Source organism: Cellulomonas composti (assembly GCF_007990245.1).
In the GTDB taxonomy this organism is placed as follows: Bacteria; Actinomycetota; Actinomycetes; order Actinomycetales; family Cellulomonadaceae; genus Cellulomonas; species Cellulomonas composti.
Window position 1 is genome coordinate 176,131 of sequence record NZ_BJWG01000001.1, and the last position, 19,577, is coordinate 195,707.

Sequence of the window (19,577 nt, forward strand, 5' to 3'; positions counted from 1 at the left end):
CTCACCGAAGCGCCTGTGCCGTTGGAGACGCAGGCGATTCGACCGTCCGGGGACCGTGTGCGGGAGCCGAGGCGGAGAGAAGGGGGACAGACTCGTGAACTGGACGACCCGACGCCGGACGGTAGGGGCGGTCGCGACCGTCGGTCTGGCGGCAGCGATGCTGGGATCGGCGCTCCTGCCGGCAGCGGCAGGCGAGAGCACAGGCAAGGACACCGCCGGTCGGACGACCGCGGCGCAGCTCGTGGCGCAGCAGCGCGCCTCGGGTGTGATGTACACGGTTGCGCCCGGCGCGAAGGTCGACGCCACGCTGGTGCGGTCCGCCGTTCTCGGCGTCGGCGCGTCGGTCGCCGGGGTGCGACTGCAGACGGTCGACGAGGCGGGGGTCGTCGACTTCGTCGAGCCCGTCTCGGTCCTGGCCGCACGTGATGCCGCGACGCGCCTCGCCAAGGTGCCCGGCGTGACCTGGGCCCAGCCCGACCTGCTGCTGACCACCGACTCGACGCCGCCGGTGAACCCGAGCGACCCGGACTTCCGCAAGGGCACGCTGTTCAACATCTGGGACTTCAAGGACAAGCGCCCGTCGCCCGTCTCGGGTGGCGCCGCGATCACCCTGCCGAAGGGCGGGTACAGCAGCCACGCGCCGTCGTTCTGGACCAAGACCAAGGGCAAGCTGAGCACGGTCGTCGCCGTGATCGACACGGGCCGGACCGCGCACCCCCAGCTCGACGCCCACACCGTGGCGGGCTACGACATGATCAGCTCCGCCTCCAACGCCCGCGACGGCAACGGTCGCGACGCGAACCCGCAGGACCAGGGCGACTGGGGAACGTCGGACTCGGGCTCGCTGATTCCCAGCTCCTGGCACGGCACGCACGTCGCCGGCATCGTCGGCGCGCTCCAGGACGGCAAGACGATCGTCGGCAACGCCCCGAACGTGAGCATCCAGCACGTGCGGGTGCTCGGTAAGGACGGCGGCTCGATGTCCGACATCGCGGCCGCGATCACCTGGGCGTCCGGCGGTTCGGTCTCGGGCGTGACCAAGAACAAGACGCCGGCACGGGTGCTCAACCTGTCGCTCGGCGGCTACGCGCAGTGCAGCGACTACCCGGCGCTGCAGTCGGCGATCGACGGTGCGCGCTCGCGCGGCAGCGTCGTCATCGTCGCGGCGGGCAACTCGAACTACGACGCCTCGTACTTCGCCCCCGCCAACTGCAAGGGCGTGATCACGGTCGCCTCGCTGGACCAGTACGGCCAGCGCGCGTCGTACTCGAACTACGGCTCGACCATCGAGATCGCGACGACCGGTGGTGAGGACCCGTACTACGGCCCGTACCTGCTCATCAAGTCGACCGTGAACACCGGCAAGAAGACTCCGGTGGCCGCCGGCTACGGCTTCATGATGGGTACCAGCCAGGCGACGCCGGGTGTCGCAGGTGCCGCCGCTCTGCTCGCCTCGACGGGCCTGAAGGGCGCGGCGCTCGAGAAGAAGCTCCTGAAGTCGGTGCGGGGCTTCCCGACGTACAGCTTCTACACCGGGAACAACTGCACCAAGGCGCTGTGCGGCGAGGGCATCCTCGACCTGAGCAAGGCGCTCTAGCAGCAACCATCGACGGGTGGCGGTCCGGCAGGTCCGGGCCGCCACCCGTCGTCGTGTCAGGGTGTGGGTGTGACCGACTCCTTGGACGACGTGGTGGTGCGGCTGCGCGCCGCGGGGTGCGTGTTCGCGGAGGACGAGGCCGCGCTGCTGCTCGGCGAGGGTCTGGACGACGCGGCCCTCGAGCGGGCGCTGGTACGCCGGTGCCTGGGGGAGCCGCTCGAGGTGGTGCTCGGCTGGGCGTCGTTCGCGGGTGTGCGGGTCGTCGTGGCTCCGGGCGTGTTCGTCCCTCGGAGCCGCACAGCGCTGGTCGTCGACGTCGCGGTCGAGAGTGTGGCCGGGCGCGCCGATCCGGCCGTGCTCGACCTGTGCTGCGGCACGGGAGCCGTCGCGGCCGCCGTGCTCGCCCGACGGCCCGACGCGCAGGTCCACGCCGCCGACCTCGACCCCGCCGCGGTCGCCTGCGCGCGGCGCAACCTGCCCCCGGACCGGGTGCACGAGGGTGACCTGTTCGCGGCGCTGCCGGACGCGCTGCGGGGGCACTTCGACGTGATCGCGGCCAACGCGCCGTACGTCCCCACGGCCGCGATCGCGACGATGCCGCCCGAGGCACGGGTCCACGAGCCCGCGGTGGCGCTCGACGGCGGCGCGGACGGCCTCGACCTGCACCGCCGGATCGCCCGCGGTGCTTCGCCGTGGCTCGTGCCAGGTGGGGTGCTGCTCGTCGAGACGAGTCGCGAGCAGGCCGCCTCCACGGTCGCGCTCCTTGCCGACGCTGGCTTCGCGACCTCGGTGCGGCGCGACGACGACGTCGACGGCACCGTGGTCGTCGGGCGGAGGTGAAATGCCCGCGGCACACGGACGAATCGGTGGACTCGAGCGGGGATCGGCGGTTTCGCCAGGTATGGTCGCCCGGGGCTACCGGCTTGACGCCCCGGGCGGTGCGCAGGGGCGTGTCGCCGACGAGCGACGGCCGTCCGGCGGCCGAAGGAGCTGATCTCGTGGCGAGAAGTACGACAAGGCGGCGGCAGATCGCGGCGGTCGCAGCCGGGGCGGGTCTGTGCGTGGCCCTGACCGGCGTGAACGCGCTGCCGGTGGCGGCGGCCGACCCGGGACGCGACAGCGGCACGCCCGTCGTCGAGGACACCCCCGCGCAGGAGACGCTCGCGGCCGGCGTGATCTACACCCTCGCGGACGCCCCGACGACGGCCGCGCGCGGCGCAACGCCGTCGCGCGCCGACTCCGTCGCGTCGGCAGTCGCCGCGATCGTCAACGGCGCCGGCGCCTCGGCCCGCGCGACGGCGTCGTCGCTCTCGACGAGCACGGCGCCGGCCGCGGTGGACGACGGGACGACGTACGCGCTCAGCTTCCCGGAGCCGGTTCCGCCCGCCGAGGCGCTCGACGAGCTCGCCGCGGTGCAGAAGGTCGTGGGCGTCGAGTCGGCCGAGCTGGACCTCGTGCTCACGGCGCAGGCAGCCTCGCCCGTCAAGCCGTCCGACCCGTACTTCTCGAAGTACCAGTTCTACCTCTGGGACACGTGGGACGGCACCTACGAGGGCGTGAAGTTCCCCGCGGGCGGGTACTCGACTCACGCGCCGTCGCTGTGGAAGCGGACGTTCGGCGTCAAGGACGTCGTCGTCGCCGTGGTGGACACGGGGAGCACGTCGCACGCGCAGCTGAACTCCCAGACGGTCGCCGGGTACGACATGATCTCGCAGGCATCGCGGGCGCGGGACGGCAACGGGCGCGACGCGAACCCTCAGGACCAGGGCGACCTCGGCGATGGCGGCTCCAGCAGCTGGCACGGCACGCACGTCGCCGGCATCATCGCGGCCGCCAAGGACGGGAAGGCCGGCCTCGGCAACGCCCCGGGCGTCCGCCTCCAGCACGTGCGCGCCCTGGGCGTCGGCGGTGGCACCACCTCCGACATCGCCGCCGCTGTCCGGTGGGCCGCGGGGGACAAGGTCGGTGACCAGCCGGTCAACAAGACCCCGGCGCGCGTGATCAACCTCTCGCTCGGCGGCACCGGCGTGTGCTCGTCCACGATGCAGGACGCGATCAACCGCGCACGCAGCCGTGGCGCGGTCGTCATCGTCGCGGCCGGCAACGATGCCACGGACGCCGCGAACACGATGCCCGCTAACTGCAACGGCGTGATCACGGTCGCGTCGATCAGCGACACCGGCTTCCGCGCGACGTACTCCAACTACGGCTCGGTCGTCGACCTCGCGGCACCTGGCGGCCAGAGCTACTCCAGCACCAACGCGTACCAGATCCTGTCGACCTGGAACCTCGGTACCACCAAGCCGGGCTCCGGGACGTGGGCCTACATGCAGGGCACGTCCATGGCGACACCCAACGTCGCAGGCGGTGCGGCGCTGATCGCCTCGCTCGGCCTGAAGGGCAGCGCCCTGGAGAACGCCGTCCGCAAGGCCTACTCGCCGCTGCCGAAGTACGCCAGCACGTCCCCCGTCGCGGAGTACAACTGCAACGGCACGTGCGGCAAGGGCTACTTCGACCTGTCGAAGATCCTGACGGCGACCAGCCGCGCGACGATCACGGGCAGCGCCAAGGTCGGCAAGCGGTTGTCGGTCAAGGTCGCTTTCACGGGCAAGATCACGACGAAGAACTACCAGTGGTTCCGCAACGGCACCGCGATCGCCGGCGCGACGAAGGCCAGCTACCTGCTCGTCTCCGCCGACAAGGGCAAGCAGATCACGGTGCGGGTCACGCCGAAGAGCACGGGTTCGTTCGTGTCGATGGCGAGCACGTCCAAGCCGACCGGCAAGGTCTCCTGAGCGAGATCCGCATCCCGCTCCGCACGTCCGCCGGGGCCCGACCAGCGTGTCTGGTCGGGCCCCGGCGGTGTCCGGCACGGTGTCCGGTACGGGTGAGGGCACGGGGTAGGGTGGGGCGATCGCACAGCTTCCTTTAACTCCCGTCCTGTGAGGCGGAGAAGGAGATGCCGCATGGGTTCAGCCACGCCCGCGTCCGACGACTGGTCGGCCGCCCGGGTCGTTCTCGGTGAAGCCGAGATCGCACGCGCACTGACGCGCATCGCGCACGAGATCCTCGAGCGCAACAAGGGTGGTGACGACGTCCTGCTGCTGGGGATCCCCACGCGCGGCGTCCCGCTCGCCCACCGCCTCGCCGCCCGCCTCGTCGAGGTCGAGCCGACGCTCGACGTCCGCCGCGTGGTCGGCAGCCTCGACATCACGATGTATCGCGACGACCTGCACCACCATCCGACGAGGTCGATCGGCACCACGGAGATCCCGGGGACGATCGACGGCAAGGTCGTCGTGCTCGTCGACGACGTGCTGTTCTCGGGCCGCACGATCCGGGCCGCGCTCGACGCGATCTCCGACCTGGGCCGCCCGCGCGCCGTGCAGCTCGCCGCGCTCGTCGACCGGGGACACCGCGAGCTGCCGATCCGCGCCGACTTCGTCGGGAAGAACCTGCCCACCTCGCAGTCCGAACGCGTGCGCGTGCTCCTTCGCGAGCAGGACGACCGCGACGCGGTGCTCATCGAGGGGGACGACGCATGAGGCACCTGCTGTCCGCGGGGGACCTGACCCGCGACGAGGCCGTGCTGATCCTCGACACCGCGGCGCAGATGGCCGCGACGCAGTCCCGGGAGATGAAGAAGCTCCCGACGCTGCGCGGCCGCACGGTCGTCAACCTGTTCTTCGAGGACTCGACGCGCACGCGCATCAGCTTCGAGACGGCGGCCAAGCGATTGTCGGCCGACGTCATCAACTTCTCCGCCAAGGGCTCGAGCGTCTCCAAGGGCGAGTCGCTGAAGGACACCGCGCTCACGCTGCAGGCGATGGGCGCCGACGCGGTCGTGATCCGGCACCAGGCGAGCGGCGCACCGCACACTCTCGCGGCCGCGGGCTGGACCAGCGGCGCCGTGATCAACGCGGGCGACGGCACGCACCAGCACCCGACGCAGGCGCTGCTGGACGCGTTCACGGTGCGCCGCCACCTCGTCGGGACGGACGCCACGGGACGTGGTCTGGACGGTCTGCACGTGGCGATCGTCGGCGACGTCCTGCACAGCCGGGTCGCGCGCTCGAACGTGCAGCTCCTGACCACGCTGGGCGCACGGGTGACCCTCGTCGCGCCGCCCACGCTCGTGCCGGTCGGGGTCTCCGCGTGGCCGTGCGAGGTCAGCTACCACCTCGACGAGGTGGTGCGCGACGGCAAGCCGGACGCGCTGATGATGCTGCGCGTGCAGCGCGAGCGGATGTCGAGCGCGGGCGGGGGGTTCTTCCCGAGCCCGCTCGAGTACACGCGCGGCTACGGCCTGGACGCCACGCGACTGGCCGCGCTGCCGGAGCACGCGATCGTCATGCACCCAGGCCCGATGAACCGCGGGCTGGAGATCTCGGCGGACGCCGCGGACTCCCCGCGGGCCGTGATCGTCGAGCAGGTCGCCAACGGCGTCGCGGTGCGGATGGCGGTGCTCTACCTGCTCCTCGCCGGGGAGCAGACGAACGAGAAGGTGGGCCAGTGACCGAGTACCTCCTGCGCGACGTCTCCCCGCTCGGGGAGGGGCGCACCGACGTCGTCCTCGCCGACGGCGTGATCGCCGAGATCGGCGCGGGCCTGACGCGGGACGGCGCGACCGTGATCGACGGCTCCGGCCTCGTCCTGCTGCCCGGCCTGGTCGACCTGCACACGCATCTGCGCGAGCCGGGCCGCGAGGACGCCGAGACGATCGCGACCGGCACGCGGGCGGCGGCGCTGGGCGGCTTCACCGCGGTGCACGCGATGGCGAACACCACGCCGACGCAGGACACCGCGGGGGTCGTCGAGCAGGTCTGGCGGCTCGGCCGCCAGGCGGGCTGGGTCGACGTGTACCCGGTCGGTGCGGTCACGGTCGGCCTGGAGGGCGAACGGCTCGCCGAGCTGGGCGCGATGGCGGAGTCCGCCGCACGCGTGCGCGTGTTCTCCGACGACGGCAGGTGCGTGCACGACCCGGTCGTGATGCGGCGCGCGCTCGAGTACGTCAAGGCGTTCGACGGCGTGATCGCGCAGCACGCGCAGGAGCCGCGGCTGACCGCCGGCTCGCAGATGCACGAGGGCGTCGTGTCCGCCGAGCTGGGCCTGGCGGGCTGGCCCGCGGTCGCGGAGGAGGCGATCATCGCGCGCGACGTGCTGCTCGCCGAGCACGTCGGCTCGCGACTGCACGTGTGCCACCTGTCCACGGCGGGCTCGGTCGAGATCATCCGGTGGGCCAAGTCGCGCGGGATCGACGTGACCGCCGAGGTCACGCCGCACCACCTCATGCTCACCGACGAGCTGGTCCGCGGCTACGACCCAACCTTCAAGGTCAACCCGCCGCTGCGCACGCAGAGCGACGTCGAGGCGGTCCGCGCCGGGCTCGCCGACGGGACGATCGACATCGTCGCGACCGACCACGCGCCGCACCCGCGCGAGGACAAGGACTGCGAGTGGGCGGCGGCCGCGTTCGGCATGACCGGGCTCGAGACCGCACTCTCGGTGGTGCAGGAGACCATGGTCGACACCGGCCGCATGACCTGGACGGACGTCGCGCGCGTGCTGTCGGCCAACCCCGCACGGATCGGCCGCGTCGAGGGCCACGGCCGCCCGATCGCGGTCGGCGAGCCCGCGAACCTCACGCTCGTCGACCCGAGCATCCGGCGCGTCATCAACCCGGCCGAGCAGGCGACGAAGTCGGTGAACTCGCCGTTCCGCGGGCGCGAGCTCTCGGGCTGCGTGGTGGCGACCTTCCTGCGCGGCCGCGCGACGGTCCTCGACGGCGGGTCGTGCGACGAAGACGTGGTGGTCGCCCGGTGACCGGCACCCAGCTGGCCGCGACCCTCGTGCTCGTCGGCGTCGTCGCGCTGTCGTGGTGGGGCATGCGTCGCGGCTGGGAGCACCGCCGACGACGGACCGCGGAGGTCGTCGGCGCGCTGCCCACGCGTCCGGCGGACCTCGGCGCGACCCGGTTCGGACCTGTGGCCGCGGTCTACGTCTCGACGACGACGGCGGGCGACTGGCTCGACCGCGTCGTCGCGGCCGACCTCGGCGTGCGCAGCCCGGCCACGGTCACGGTGCACGACGCCGGCCTGCTGGTCGAGCGGACGGGCGCCACGGACCTGTTCGTCCCGGCGGCCGCGCTGCGCGCCGTGACGACCGCGCCGGGGATCGCGGGCAAGGTCGTCGGCGGGCACGGGCTCGTCGTCGTGACCTGGCAGCCGCCCGGCGCCGACGCAGACACCGACGCACAGGCCGGCGGGCTCGACACCGGCCTCCTCACCCGTGACCACGACGACCGCGACCCCCTGGTCGACGCGGTCGCCACTCTCGTGACGCCGACCGGCGACGGTGCGGCTCGAAGCAAGGAGAACGCATGACCGACACGACCCGCGCGGTCCTCGTCCTCGAGGACGGCCGCTCGTTCGCCGGCGAGGCGTACGGCGCCGTCGGCACGACCCTCGGCGAGATCGTCTTCAACACCGGCATGACCGGCTACCAGGAGACGCTCACGGACCCGAGCTACCACCGCCAGATCGTCGTGATGACCGCGCCGCACATCGGCAACACGGGCGTCAACGACGAGGACGACGAGTCCGCCCGCATCTGGGTGGCCGGCTACGTCGTGCGCGACCCCGCACGAGTGCCCTCCAACTGGCGCTCGCGCCGGTCGCTCGACGACGACCTGGTGCGTCAGGGCATCGTCGGGATCAGCGGCATCGACACGCGTGCCCTCACGCGCCACCTGCGCGAGCGCGGCGTGATGCGCGCGGGCATCTTCTCGGGCGACGCCCTGGGCGACCGCACGGACTCCGAGCTGCTCGAGCACGTGCTCGACGCACCGCTCATGGCGGGCGCGGACCTCGCGGGCGAGGTCACGACGAGCGAGGCGTACGTGGTCGACGCGCTCGACGAGAACGGCGCCCCGCTCGCCGAGCCGCGCGCGGTCGTCGCCGCGGTCGACCTCGGCATCAAGGCGATGACCCCGCAGCGCCTGGCCGAGCGCGGGATCCGCGTGCACGTGCTGCCCTCGTCGGCGACGATCGAGGACGTGCTGGCGACCGGGCCGGACGGGGTGTTCTTCTCGAACGGCCCGGGTGACCCGAGCGCCGCGACGCACGAGATCGAGCTGCTGCGCGACGTGCTGGACCGGCGGATCCCGTTCTTCGGCATCTGCTACGGCAACCAGCTGCTGGGCCGCGCGCTCGGCTACGGCACGTACAAGCTCGGCTACGGCCACCGCGGCGTGAACCAGCCGGTGGTCGACCGCGCGACCGGCAAGGTCGAGATCACGGCGCACAACCACGGCTTCGCGGTCGACGCACCGCTCGAGGGCGAGTCGGTCGCGCCGCACGACGGCGGTCGCTACGGCCGCGTCGTCGTGAGCCACGTGGACCTCAACGACGACGTCGTCGAGGGGCTGAGGGCGCTCGACCTGCCGGCGTTCTCGGTGCAGTACCACCCCGAGGCCGCGGCCGGTCCGCACGACGCCGCCTACCTCTTCGACCGCTTCCTCGACCTCATGACCGCGAACCCGACGAACACGAAGGGCGCTGCCTGATGCCTCGCCGCACCGACATCTCCAGCGTCCTGGTCATCGGGTCCGGCCCGATCGTCATCGGCCAGGCCTGCGAGTTCGACTACTCCGGCACCCAGGCGTGCCGCGTGCTCAAGGAGGAGGGCCTGCGGGTCGTCCTCGTGAACTCGAACCCGGCCACGATCATGACCGACCCGGAGTTCGCCGACGCGACCTACGTCGAGCCCATCACCACCGAGGTGCTGACCTCGATCATCGCCAAGGAGCGCCCGGACGCGATCCTGCCGACGCTCGGCGGCCAGACCGCGCTCAACGCCGCGATCGCGCTCGACGAGGCCGGCGTGCTCGAGCAGTACGACGTGGAGCTCATCGGCGCGAACATCGCCTCGATCCAGAAGGGCGAGGACCGCGAGCAGTTCAAGGAGGTCGTCGAGGTCTGCGGTGCCGAGTCGGCGCGGTCGGCGATCGTGCACACGATCGACGACGCGCTCGCCGCGGTGCAGGACCTCGGCTACCCGGTGGTCGTGCGCCCGTCGTTCACGATGGGCGGGCTCGGCTCGGGGATCGCGTACGACGAGACCGACCTGCGCCGGATCGTCGGACAGGGCCTGCACTACAGCCCGACCACCGAGGTGCTCCTGGAGGAGTCGATCCTCGGCTGGAAGGAGTACGAGCTCGAGCTCATGCGGGACAAGCACGACAACGTCGTGGTCGTCTGCTCGATCGAGAACGTCGACCCTGTCGGCGTGCACACGGGCGACTCGGTCACGGTCGCGCCGGCCCTGACGCTGACGGACCGCGAGTACCAGCGGCTGCGGGACATCGGCATCGCGGTGATCCGCGAGGTCGGCGTCGACACGGGTGGCTGCAACATCCAGTTCGCCGTCGAGCCGGACACGGGCCGGGTCGTCGTCATCGAGATGAACCCGCGCGTGTCGCGCTCGTCCGCGCTCGCGTCGAAGGCGACGGGCTTCCCGATCGCGAAGATCGCCGCGAAGCTCGCGGTGGGCTACACGCTCGACGAGATCCCCAACGACATCACCGGCTCGACGCCCGCGAGCTTCGAGCCGACGCTCGACTACGTCGTCGTGAAGGTGCCGCGGTTCGCGTTCGAGAAGTTCCCGGCCGCGGACCCGACGCTGACCACGACGATGAAGTCCGTCGGCGAGGCGATGGCGCTCGGCCGCAACTTCACCGAGGCGCTCGGCAAGGCCATGCGGTCGATCGACAAGAAGGGCTCGGTCTTCCACTGGGCCGGCCAGGCGCTGAGCGGCGACGCCCTCGAGGCGGTCGTCGCGACGATCTCGCGGCCCACCGAGGGGCGGCTCATCGACGTGCAGCAGGTGCTGCGCGCGGGGGTGCCGGTGGAGCGGGTCCACGAACTGACGGGCATCGACCCGTGGTTCCTCGACCAGATCGTGCTGGTCAACGAGGTCGCGGAGGCGACCCGGACGGCCGACGCGCTCACGCGCGACGTGCTGGCGCGCGCCAAGCGGCACGGGCTCTCGGACGTGCAGGTCGCACAGCTGCGGGGCACCACCGAGGACGCCGTGCGCCGCGCGCGGCACGCGGTGGGCCTGCGGCCGGTGTTCAAGACGGTCGACACGTGCGCGGCCGAGTTCGCGGCGCTCACGCCGTACCACTACTCGACGTACGACGAGGAGACGGAGGTTCGCCCGCGTGAGCGCGAGGCGATCCTCATCCTCGGTTCGGGCCCGAACCGCATCGGCCAGGGCATCGAGTTCGACTACTCGTGCGTGCACGCGGCGCTCACGCTCAAGGGTGAGTACGAGACCGTCATGGTCAACTGCAACCCCGAGACGGTGTCGACCGACTACGACACCTCCGACCGGCTGTACTTCGAGCCCCTGACGTTCGAGGACGTCCTCGAGGTCTACGAGGCCGAGCTCGCGGCGGGGCCGGTCGCCGGGATCATCGTCACGCTCGGCGGCCAGACGCCGCTGTCGCTCGCGCAGCGCCTGCAGGACGCCGGCCTGCCGATCCTCGGCACCTCGCCCGCGGCGATCGACGCCGCCGAGGACCGCGGCGAGTTCGGCAAGGTGCTCGCCGCGGCCGGGCTGCCCGCGCCCGCGTTCGGCACCGCGACGACGCTCGCGGGGGCCAAGGAGACGGCGCGCCGGATCGGGTTCCCCGTGCTCGTGCGCCCGTCCTACGTCCTGGGCGGACGTGGCATGGAGATCGTCTACGACGAGCACCAGCTCACCGGGTACGTCGAGCGCGCGCTGGAGAACGCCGCGGACGGCGGCCGCGCGGGCACGGTCTCGCCGCTGCTCATCGACCGCTTCCTCGACGACGCGATCGAGATCGACGTCGACGCGCTGTTCGACGGCACCGAGCTGTTCCTGGGCGGCGTGATGGAGCACATCGAGGAGGCCGGGATCCACTCGGGCGACTCCGCGTGCGTGCTGCCGCCCGTGACGCTCTCGCTCGCCGAGCTCGAGCGCATCCGCGTCTCGACCGAGGCCATCGCGCGCGGCGTCGGGGTGCTCGGCCTGCTCAACATCCAGTTCGCACTGGTCAGCGACGTGCTCTACGTCCTGGAGGCCAACCCGCGCGCGTCGCGCACCGTCCCGTTCGTGTCCAAGGCGACCGGCGTCTCGCTGGCCAAGGCCGCGGCGCACGTGATGACGGGCAAGTCGATCGCGCAGCTCAAGGCCGAGGGCCTGCTGCCGGCCACCGACGCCTCGGTGCTCGACCTCGACGCGCCGATCGCCGTCAAGGAGGCCGTGCTGCCGTTCAAGCGGTTCCGCACGGGCGACGGTCACGTGGTCGACACCGTCCTGGGCCCGGAGATGCGCTCGACGGGCGAGGTGATGGGCTTCGACGCCGACTTCCCGACGGCGTTCGCCAAGTCGCAGGACGCCGCGTTCGGCGGGCTGCCCTCGTCGGGCAAGGTGTTCATCTCGGTCGCCGACCGCGACAAGCGTTCGATCGTCTTCCCGGTCAAGCGGCTCACCGAGCTCGGGTTCGAGGTGCTCGCGACCGAGGGCACGTCCGCGGTGCTGCGCCGCAACGGCATCCGGTCGACCGTCGTGCGCAAGCACTCGACGGGCCGCGGCCCGAACGGCGAGCCGACGATCGTCGACCTCATCATCGACGGGCTGGTCGACATGGTGGTCAACACGCCCTCGGGCCAGGGCGCGCGCGCCGACGGCTACGAGATCCGCGCCGCGACGGTCGCGGCCGACAAGGCGCTCGTGACGACCGTGCAGCAGCTCGGCGCCGCCGTCCAGGCGATCGAGGCCGCGCAGGCCGGGCCGTTCACGGTCACGAGCCTGCAGGAGCACGAGGCGGCCACGGCGGCCCGCCGGGCGGCCGCAGCAGCGTCCGTCACGGGCGCGTCCGCGGGGCCGGTGGACGCGTGAGCGCGGGGGAGCGGGCTCCGTTCGGTGCCCGCCTCGCCGCGGCGATGGACGCGCACGGCCCGCTGTGCGTGGGCATCGACCCGCACGCCACGCTGCTGTCGCAGTGGGGGCTGTCCGACGACGCCGAGGGGCTGCGCCGGTTCGCGCTGACGGTGATGGAGGCGGTGGCCGGCCGCGTCGCCGCGGTGAAGCCGCAGGCGGCGTTCTTCGAGCGGCACGGCTCGCGCGGGGTCGCGGTGCTGGAGGAGGTCGTGGCCGCCGGGCGCGAGACGGGCACGCTCGTCGTGCTGGACGCCAAGCGCGGTGACATCGGCTCGACGATGGAGGCGTACGCCGAGGCGTTCCTGCGGGACGGCTCGCCGCTCGCGGCCGATGCCCTGACCGTCTCGCCCTACCTGGGCTTCGGTTCGCTGGACCCGGCGGTCGACCTCGCGCTCTCGTCGGGACGCGGGCTGTTCGTGCTGTGCCTGACCTCCAACAAGGAGGGCCACGAGGTCCAGCACGCGCGCACCACCGACGACGGGACCGTCGCGGCCCTGATGGCCGCGCGTGCCGCTGCGCTCAACGCCGACGCGGCGCCGATGGGCTCGATCGGTCTCGTCGTCGGCGCGACGATCGGCGACGCGGCCGCGCGCACGGGTACCGACCTGGCCGTCAACGGTCCACTGCTCGCGCCGGGCGTCGGCGCGCAGGGCGCCGGTGCGGCCGAGCTCGCCGCGGTGTTCGGTGCGGCGCGCCGACAGGTGCTCGCATCGTCGTCGCGCGGCGTGCTGCAGGCGGGTCCGGACGTGGCGGCGCTGCGCTCGACCGCGCGCGCCGCAGCGGACGAGGCGCGCGTCGCACTCGGCCGCGACTGAGCTTCACCCTCGTTCTTGCAGGTGGCGGCACCCGCGTCCGCATTGCCGGAGTCCACGGGGGTCGCTAGGTTCACAGGTACGACCTGCTCCGGTAGGTCAGAACGGTCCCGTCCGAGCACTGAATGAGAAGGTGACGCGCGTGGCTCTCCCTCCGCTGACTCCCGAACAGCGCGCTGCAGCGCTGCAGAAGGCCGCCGCCGCCCGGCAGGCCCGCGCCGAGGTCAAGAATCGCCTCAAGTACTCGAACGGCAAGCTCTCGGAGGTCGTCGCCGAGGGCCAGCGGGACGAGACCATCGGCAAGCTCAAGGTCGTCGCGCTGCTCGAATCCCTGCCGGGCGTCGGCAAGGTCAAGGCTCGTGCGATCATGTCCGACATCGGGATCTCCGAGACGCGGCGCGTCCGCGGCCTCGGCCCTCACCAGGTGGAGGAGCTGGTCAAGCGCTTCGGGTGAGGTGAGTGTCCGCACCCCCGCACCGAGGAGCACCGCACCACCCATGACCACGACGCCCGCCCGGCTGACCGTTCTCGCCGGACCGACCGCCGTGGGCAAGGGGACGGTGTCCGCGGACGTGCGCGACCGGTACCCGCAGGTCTGGCTGTCGGTGTCCGCGACCACGCGGCCCGCGCGGCCCGGCGAGATCGACGGCGTGCACTACCACTTCGTGTCCGCCGACGAGTTCGAGCGCATGGTCGAGGCCGGCGAGCTGCTGGAGTGGGCCATCGTGCACGGCGTGCACCGCTACGGCACGCCGCGCGGGCCGGTGCGCCAGCGCCTCGACGCCGGGCAGCACGCGCTGCTGGAGATCGACCTGCAGGGTGCGCGGCAGGTGCGGCAGACGATGCCGGACGCGCAGTTCGTCTTCCTCGCCCCGCCGTCATTCGACGAGCTCGTGCGCCGGCTCGTCGGACGCGGCACCGAGGACGAGGCCGAGCGCGAGCGCCGCCTGCAGACCGCTCGCGTCGAGCTCGCGGCAGCCTCGGAGTTCGACCACGTGATCGTCAACGACGACGTGCACCGGGCCACCGACGAGCTGGTCCGCGTCATGGGCGTGGTCAGCGGGTAGAATCGTCCGCAGTCGTGCGAGGCCCCGCCTCGAAACCACACCCCCTAGCTCCCCGGGAGTCCACCATGGCCGGAACCGTCGCCGCACCCACGGGCATCACCGACCCGCCGATCGACGACCTGCTGGCGCGCGCCGACTCGAAGTACGCACTCGTGCTGTACTCGGCCAAGCGTGCCCGCCAGATCAACGCGTACTACTCGCAGCTCAACGAGGGCCTGCTCGAGTACGTCGGCCCGCTCGTCGAGACGCGCCCGCAGGAGAAGCCGCTCTCGATCGCCATGCGTGAGATCGACCGCGGCCTGCTCACGGTCGAGTCGGTCCCCTCCGAGGCCTGACCCTCCACCCCGGCCCCGCTGCCATGCGCGTCGTCCTGGGCGTCTCCGGCGGGATCGCGGCCTACAAGGCCGTCCTGCTGCTGCGCCTGCTGCGCGAGGCGGGGCACGAGGTGCGCGTGGTCCCGACGAGGGCTGCGCTCGAGTTCGTCGGCCGCCCGACGTGGGAGGCGCTGTCCGGGCAACCCGTGACGTCCGACGTGTTCGAGGACGTCGACCGGGTCGCGCACGTCGCGATCGGCCAGGAGGCCGATCTCGTCGTCGTCGCCCCCGCGACCGCGGACCTGCTGGCCAGGGCCGCGACGGGCCAGACGGACGACCTGCTCACCGCGACGCTCCTCGTCACGCGGGCGCCCGTGCTGCTCGCTCCCGCGATGCACACCGAGATGTGGGAGCACCCCGCGACTGTCGCGAACGTCGCGACGCTGCGCGCACGGGGGGTGCACGTGCTCGACCCCGCCTCGGGGCGGCTGACCGGGACGGACTCAGGCCCCGGTCGGCTTCCCGAGCCCGACGAGATCGCCGCCGCCGCGCTGGCGCTGGTCCGGCCGCGGGACCTCGCGGGTCGCCACGTCGTCGTCTCCGCGGGCGGCACGCGCGAGCCCCTCGACGCGGTGCGGTTCCTCGGCAACCGCTCGTCCGGCCGCCAGGGCGTCGCGCTGGCCGCCACGGCCGCGGCCCGCGGCGCGCGCGTGACGCTCGTCGCCGCGCACCTGTCCGTGGCCGCGCCGGCGGGGGTCGACGTCGTGCCCGTGGGCACGGCCGACGAGCTGCGGGAGGCGGTGCGCGTCGCCGCGAAGGACGCGGACGCGGTCGTCATGGCCGCCGCGGTCGCCGACTTCCGGCCCCTGGACCCGGCGACCGTCAAGATCAAGAAGCGCCCGGGCGCCGCGCCGCCGACGATCGCGCTGGCCGAGACCGTGGACGTCCTCGCCGAGCTCGCGAGCGACCGGCTGCGAGCAGGTCAGGTCGTCGTCGGGTTCGCGGCCGAGACCGGCGACGCCGAGGGTTCGGTGCTCGAGCACGGCCAGGCCAAGGCCCGGCGCAAGGGTGCCGACCTGCTCGTCGTGAACGCCGTCGGGGACGGCCTCGGCTTCGGCACCCGCGACAACGACGTGACGATCCTGCGCGCGGACGGCTCGGTGCTCACCACGGCGCGCGGGTCCAAGGAGACGGTCGCGGACGCCGTGTGGGACGCGACGGTCGCGCTGCTCGACGAGCCGTTCCAGCCGTAGTGCGGTCCGACGAAAGGCCCGACGAACGGCCCGACGGTCCACGACGCGGGCGCTGATCGGGGCTGTCGGTCGCCCCGACTACCCTGGGCACATGTCCACCCCGGCGCGCCTGTTCACGTCCGAGTCCGTGACGGAAGGCCACCCCGACAAGGTCTGCGACCAGATCTCCGACGCGATCCTCGACGCGATCCTCGAGCAGGATCCCGGTGCGCGCGTCGCGGTCGAGACGATGGTGACCACCGGTCTCGTGCACGTCGCGGGCGAGGTCACCACCGAGGCGTACGTCGAGATCCCGACGATCGTCCGCGAGACGGTCACGGGCATCGGGTACACGTCCTCGGACATCGGGTTCGACGGACGGTCGTGCGGCGTCTCGGTGTCGATCGGCGCGCAGTCGGCGGACATCGCCCAGGGCGTCAACAAGTCGCTCGAGCTGCGCGAGGACTCCTCGGACCACGACGAGCTCGACGAGCAGGGCGCGGGCGACCAGGGCCTCATGTTCGGCTACGCGTGCGACGAGACGCCGTCGCTGATGCCGCTGCCGATCTGGCTCGCGCACCGGCTGTCCGAGCGACTGGCTCTCGTGCGCAAGCAGGGGCTCGTCGCGGGGCTGCGTCCGGACGGCAAGACGCAGGTCACCGTGGGGTACGAGGGTGACCGCCCCGTGCGGCTCGACGCGCTCGTGCTCTCGACGCAGCACGAGCCGAACCTGCACCTCGAGTCGCAGCTCCAGCCGGCGATCGTCGAGCACGTCATCGAGCCCGTGCTCGCACTGGTCGACCTCGACGCGTCCGAGATGGCGCTGTACGTGAACCCGACCGGGCAGTTCGTGATCGGCGGTCCGCAGGGCGACGCCGGTCTGACGGGACGCAAGATCATCGTCGACACCTACGGCGGGTACGCGCGGCACGGCGGCGGCGCGTTCTCCGGCAAGGACCCGTCGAAGGTGGACCGCTCCGCGTCGTACGCGATGCGCTGGGTCGCGAAGAACGTCGTGGCCGCCGGGCTGGCCCGGCGCTGCGAGGTCCAGGTCGCGTACGCGATCGGCAAGGCGCACCCCGTGGGCCTGTACGTCGAGACCTTCGGCACGGGTGCGGTCTCCGACGAGCGCCTGACCGCGGCCATCAGCGAGGTGTTCGACCTGCGGCCCGCGGCGATCATCCGCGATCTCGACCTCAAGCGCCCGATCTACCGGGCCACCTCGACGTACGGGCACTTCGGCCGCGAGCTGCCGCAGTTCACGTGGGAGCGCACGGACCGCACCGCCGAGCTGCTGTCCGCGGTCGGCTGACGCCGCAGCAGTCGACGCCGCAACTGCTGACGCCGCAGCTGTCGACGTCCCCGCTGTCGTCGCGAGACCGGACGGAGGCGACGTCTGTGGGAACCGGTCCTGCGCGTCGGCCGCGGGTGGTGAGATAGGCGCGTGCCTGGAGAGTCGGCCCTGCCGCCCACGGATGCGCGGCGCAGCGATGCCGGTGCCCGCGGCGAGCAGCTGACCCTCGAGGGCCTGCCGACGGTCCGCCGCCGGCGGCGGACGCGTGCCGAGGGCGTCGTGCTCGCAACGGAGCTCCCGGTCGCGCGGGTGTGCATCGACCTGCCGCCGCCGCACCTGGACCACCCGTTCGAGTACGCGGTCCCCGCCGCACTCGCGGACCAGGCGCTCCCGGGCGTGCGCGTCAAGGTGCGGTTCGGACGCCAGGACGTCGACGCGTACGTGCTCGAACGCGTGACGGAGGCGGAGCACGACGGCGAGCTCGTGCCGCTGCGGCGCGTCGTGGACGGGCTGCCGGTCGTGACACCGCAGGTCGCACGCCTGGCCCGGGCGACCGCGGACCGGTGGGCGGGCACCCTGGCCGACGTGCTGCGCCTCGCGGTGCCGCCGCGGCACGCGCGCGTCGAGGGCGAGGTGCCGAGCTCCGACGAGCGTGCGCCCGAACCCGTGCCGGCCCCCGCGGCGAGCGCCTGGGCCGACCACCGGGGCGGGCCGGCGTTCCTGACGCATGTGACCGCGGGCGGGGCGCCGCGCGCGGTGTGGACCGCGCTGCCGGGCGAACCGGGGCGGGGCTGGCCCGACGCGATCGCGCAGGCGGTGGTCGCCGCGCGCCTGGGTGCCCGCGGCGCGCTCGTCGTGCTGCCGGACGCGCGTGACGTGGACCGTGTGCTCGCGGCGCTGGCGGCGGCGGGCGTGCCGCGCTGGACGCCCGGCACGAGCGGGGGAGCGGTCCGGCTGACGGCCGACGAGGGGCCCGCCGCGCGCTACCGGGCGTTCCTCGCGGCGCTGCGCGGGCACGCGAGCGTCGTCGTGGGGACGCGGGCGTCGGCGTTCGCCCCCGTCGCGGACCTCGGGCTCGTCGTGTGCTGGGACGACGGCGACCCGCTGCACGCCGAACCGCGAGCGCCGTACCCGCACACGCGTGAGGTGCTCGCGCTGCGCTCGGAGCTCGAGCGCTGCGCGTTCCTGGTGGGCGGGTTCGCGCGCACGGTCGAGGCGCAGGCGCTCGTCGAGCACGGGTGGGCGCACGAGGTCGCGGCGGACCGGCGGCAGGTGCGGGCCCGGACCGCGCGGGTGCGCGCCCTCACGACCACCGAGCTCGCGCGGGAGGGCCCCGCCGCGGCGGCACGTCTGCCGACCCCGGCGTGGCGCGCCATCCGCGAACGGCTCGCCGACGGCCCCGTGCTCGTGCAGGTGCCGCGCGCCGGCTACGTACCGGCGGTCGCGTGCGGTCGGTGCCGTGCGGCGGCCCGCTGCGGCACGTGCCACGGCCCGCTCGGACTCGCCAAGGCCGACGGGACGCCGACCTGCGGCTGGTGCGGGCGACTTGCCGCCGACTGGCGCTGCACCGAGTGCGGCGGCGCGACGCTGCGCTCCGTACGGATCGGATCGCAGCGCACGGCCGAGGAGCTCGGGCGGGCGTTCCCCGGCATCACGGTGCGGGTCTCGGGTCGGGCCACGGGTGGCGTGCTGGCCGAGGTCCCGGACCGGCCCGCGGTCGTCGTGGCGACCGTCGGGGCCGAGCCGGTGACGCCCGCGGGCTACGCCGCGGCCGTGCTGCTGGACGCCGCGGTCGCCACCGCGGGCTCGTCGCTCGGGGTGCTGCCCGATGCGTTGCGGCGCTGGCTCGGGGCCGCGGCGCTCGTGCGGCCCGCGTCGGACGGCGGTGTGGTCCTGCTCGTCGGGGACGCCGAGGAGCGTGCGACGCAGGCGCTCGTGCGCTGGGACCCCGTCGGGCTCGCGAGCCGTGAGCTCGCCGAACGCGGGACGCTCGGGCTGCCACCCGCGGTCCGCCTCGCCGCGGTGCAGGGTTCGCGCGAGGCGGTGCTCGCCGTCGTCGAACGCGTCACCGTCCCGGACCTGGAGGTGCTCGGTCCGGTGCCCGTGCCCGGTACCGGGGACCTGACGCCCGACGTGCGCACCGTGCTGCGCGTGCCGCGTGCAGGTGGGACGGTGCTCGCACGCGCGCTGGCTGCCTCGCTCGCGGTGCGCAGCGCACGCCGGGAGGGCGGCACCCTGACCGTGCAGCTCGACCCCCAGGACCTGCGCTGACGGCATCGTCCCCACCGCCGCT

16 protein-coding genes are annotated in these 19,577 nt (G+C 73.2%); all 16 read left to right on the plus strand.

Features of this window, described 5'->3' with window-relative positions; all coding sequences use genetic code 11:
* Positions 1 to 94 precede the first annotated feature (94 nt).
* The 16 genes from CCO02nite_RS00775 (at position 95) to CCO02nite_RS00850 (ending at position 19,555) form a co-directional block, all read left to right on the plus strand.
* Positions 95 to 1,597: a S8 family serine peptidase gene (locus CCO02nite_RS00775; RefSeq protein WP_146841060.1), complete on the plus strand. Its 1,503-nt coding sequence runs from the start codon at positions 95 to 97 to the stop codon at positions 1,595 to 1,597.
* Between the two features lie 69 nt (positions 1,598 to 1,666).
* A complete protein-coding gene (locus tag CCO02nite_RS00780; protein ID WP_246117243.1) occupies positions 1,667 to 2,437 on the plus strand; it encodes a putative protein N(5)-glutamine methyltransferase in 771 nt (256 codons plus the stop codon).
* Between the two features lie 221 nt (positions 2,438 to 2,658).
* Positions 2,659 to 4,392 (plus strand): S8 family serine peptidase, encoded by a 1,734-nt coding sequence (locus CCO02nite_RS00785; RefSeq protein WP_186812535.1) that lies wholly within the window; start codon positions 2,659 to 2,661, stop codon positions 4,390 to 4,392.
* Between the two features lie 171 nt (positions 4,393 to 4,563).
* On the plus strand, positions 4,564 to 5,142 hold the full coding sequence (pyrR, locus tag CCO02nite_RS00790; RefSeq protein ID WP_146841064.1) for a bifunctional pyr operon transcriptional regulator/uracil phosphoribosyltransferase PyrR: 579 nt from the start codon (positions 4,564 to 4,566) through the stop codon (positions 5,140 to 5,142).
* Positions 5,139 to 6,113 carry an aspartate carbamoyltransferase catalytic subunit gene (locus CCO02nite_RS00795; RefSeq protein WP_146841065.1) on the plus strand — a complete coding sequence of 325 codons (975 nt, stop codon included), beginning with the start codon at positions 5,139 to 5,141 and terminating at the stop codon, positions 6,111 to 6,113. Before pyrR ends, CCO02nite_RS00795 begins: the two co-directional genes overlap by 4 nt.
* Entirely contained in the window at positions 6,110 to 7,420 is a 1,311-nt protein-coding gene (locus tag CCO02nite_RS00800) for a dihydroorotase (RefSeq protein ID WP_146841067.1), read from the plus strand. The genes CCO02nite_RS00795 and CCO02nite_RS00800 overlap by 4 nt, the downstream gene beginning before the upstream one ends.
* Positions 7,417 to 7,980 carry a PH-like domain-containing protein gene (locus CCO02nite_RS00805; protein ID WP_246117244.1) on the plus strand — a complete coding sequence of 188 codons (564 nt, stop codon included), beginning with the start codon at positions 7,417 to 7,419 and terminating at the stop codon, positions 7,978 to 7,980. Before CCO02nite_RS00800 ends, CCO02nite_RS00805 begins: the two co-directional genes overlap by 4 nt.
* Positions 7,977 to 9,161 (plus strand): glutamine-hydrolyzing carbamoyl-phosphate synthase small subunit, encoded by a 1,185-nt coding sequence (carA, locus tag CCO02nite_RS00810; protein ID WP_146841069.1) that lies wholly within the window; start codon positions 7,977 to 7,979, stop codon positions 9,159 to 9,161. Before CCO02nite_RS00805 ends, carA begins: the two co-directional genes overlap by 4 nt.
* A complete protein-coding gene (carB, locus tag CCO02nite_RS00815) occupies positions 9,161 to 12,523 on the plus strand; it encodes a carbamoyl-phosphate synthase large subunit (protein ID WP_146841070.1) in 3,363 nt (1,120 codons plus the stop codon). The genes carA and carB overlap by 1 nt, the downstream gene beginning before the upstream one ends.
* Positions 12,520 to 13,380 (plus strand): orotidine-5'-phosphate decarboxylase, encoded by an 861-nt coding sequence (gene pyrF, locus CCO02nite_RS00820; protein ID WP_146841071.1) that lies wholly within the window; start codon positions 12,520 to 12,522, stop codon positions 13,378 to 13,380. The genes carB and pyrF overlap by 4 nt, the downstream gene beginning before the upstream one ends.
* Before the next feature lie 139 nt (positions 13,381 to 13,519).
* Positions 13,520 to 13,831 carry an integration host factor, actinobacterial type gene (gene mihF / locus CCO02nite_RS00825; protein WP_146841073.1) on the plus strand — a complete coding sequence of 104 codons (312 nt, stop codon included), beginning with the start codon at positions 13,520 to 13,522 and terminating at the stop codon, positions 13,829 to 13,831.
* Positions 13,832 to 13,874: 43 nt separating this feature from the next.
* Entirely contained in the window at positions 13,875 to 14,444 is a 570-nt protein-coding gene (gene gmk, locus CCO02nite_RS00830; protein WP_146841075.1) for a guanylate kinase, read from the plus strand.
* A gap of 65 nt (positions 14,445 to 14,509) precedes the next feature.
* Positions 14,510 to 14,779: a DNA-directed RNA polymerase subunit omega gene (rpoZ, locus tag CCO02nite_RS00835; RefSeq protein WP_146841076.1), complete on the plus strand. Its 270-nt coding sequence runs from the start codon at positions 14,510 to 14,512 to the stop codon at positions 14,777 to 14,779.
* Positions 14,780 to 14,802: 23 nt separating this feature from the next.
* On the plus strand, positions 14,803 to 16,011 hold the full coding sequence (gene coaBC, locus CCO02nite_RS00840; RefSeq protein ID WP_146841078.1) for a bifunctional phosphopantothenoylcysteine decarboxylase/phosphopantothenate--cysteine ligase CoaBC: 1,209 nt from the start codon (positions 14,803 to 14,805) through the stop codon (positions 16,009 to 16,011).
* A 91-nt stretch (positions 16,012 to 16,102) separates the two neighbouring features.
* Entirely contained in the window at positions 16,103 to 17,302 is a 1,200-nt protein-coding gene (gene metK, locus CCO02nite_RS00845; RefSeq protein ID WP_146841080.1) for a methionine adenosyltransferase, read from the plus strand.
* Between the two features lie 132 nt (positions 17,303 to 17,434).
* Positions 17,435 to 19,555 (plus strand): primosomal protein N', encoded by a 2,121-nt coding sequence (locus CCO02nite_RS00850; protein WP_246117245.1) that lies wholly within the window; start codon positions 17,435 to 17,437, stop codon positions 19,553 to 19,555.
* The last annotated feature ends 22 nt before the right edge of the window (positions 19,556 to 19,577 follow it).

Coding starts and splice junctions, on each gene's coding strand:
- CCO02nite_RS00795 (WP_146841065.1), top strand. CDS start 5,139: ATGAGGCACCTGCTGTCCGCGGGGGACCTGACCCGCGACGAGGCCGTG.
- metK (WP_146841080.1), top strand. CDS start 16,103: ATGTCCACCCCGGCGCGCCTGTTCACGTCCGAGTCCGTGACGGAAGGC.
- rpoZ (WP_146841076.1), top strand. CDS start 14,510: ATGGCCGGAACCGTCGCCGCACCCACGGGCATCACCGACCCGCCGATC.
- pyrR (WP_146841064.1), top strand. CDS start 4,564: ATGGGTTCAGCCACGCCCGCGTCCGACGACTGGTCGGCCGCCCGGGTC.
- carB (WP_146841070.1), top strand. CDS start 9,161: ATGCCTCGCCGCACCGACATCTCCAGCGTCCTGGTCATCGGGTCCGGC.
- carA (WP_146841069.1), top strand. CDS start 7,977: ATGACCGACACGACCCGCGCGGTCCTCGTCCTCGAGGACGGCCGCTCG.
- gmk (WP_146841075.1), top strand. CDS start 13,875: ATGACCACGACGCCCGCCCGGCTGACCGTTCTCGCCGGACCGACCGCC.
- coaBC (WP_146841078.1), top strand. CDS start 14,803: ATGCGCGTCGTCCTGGGCGTCTCCGGCGGGATCGCGGCCTACAAGGCC.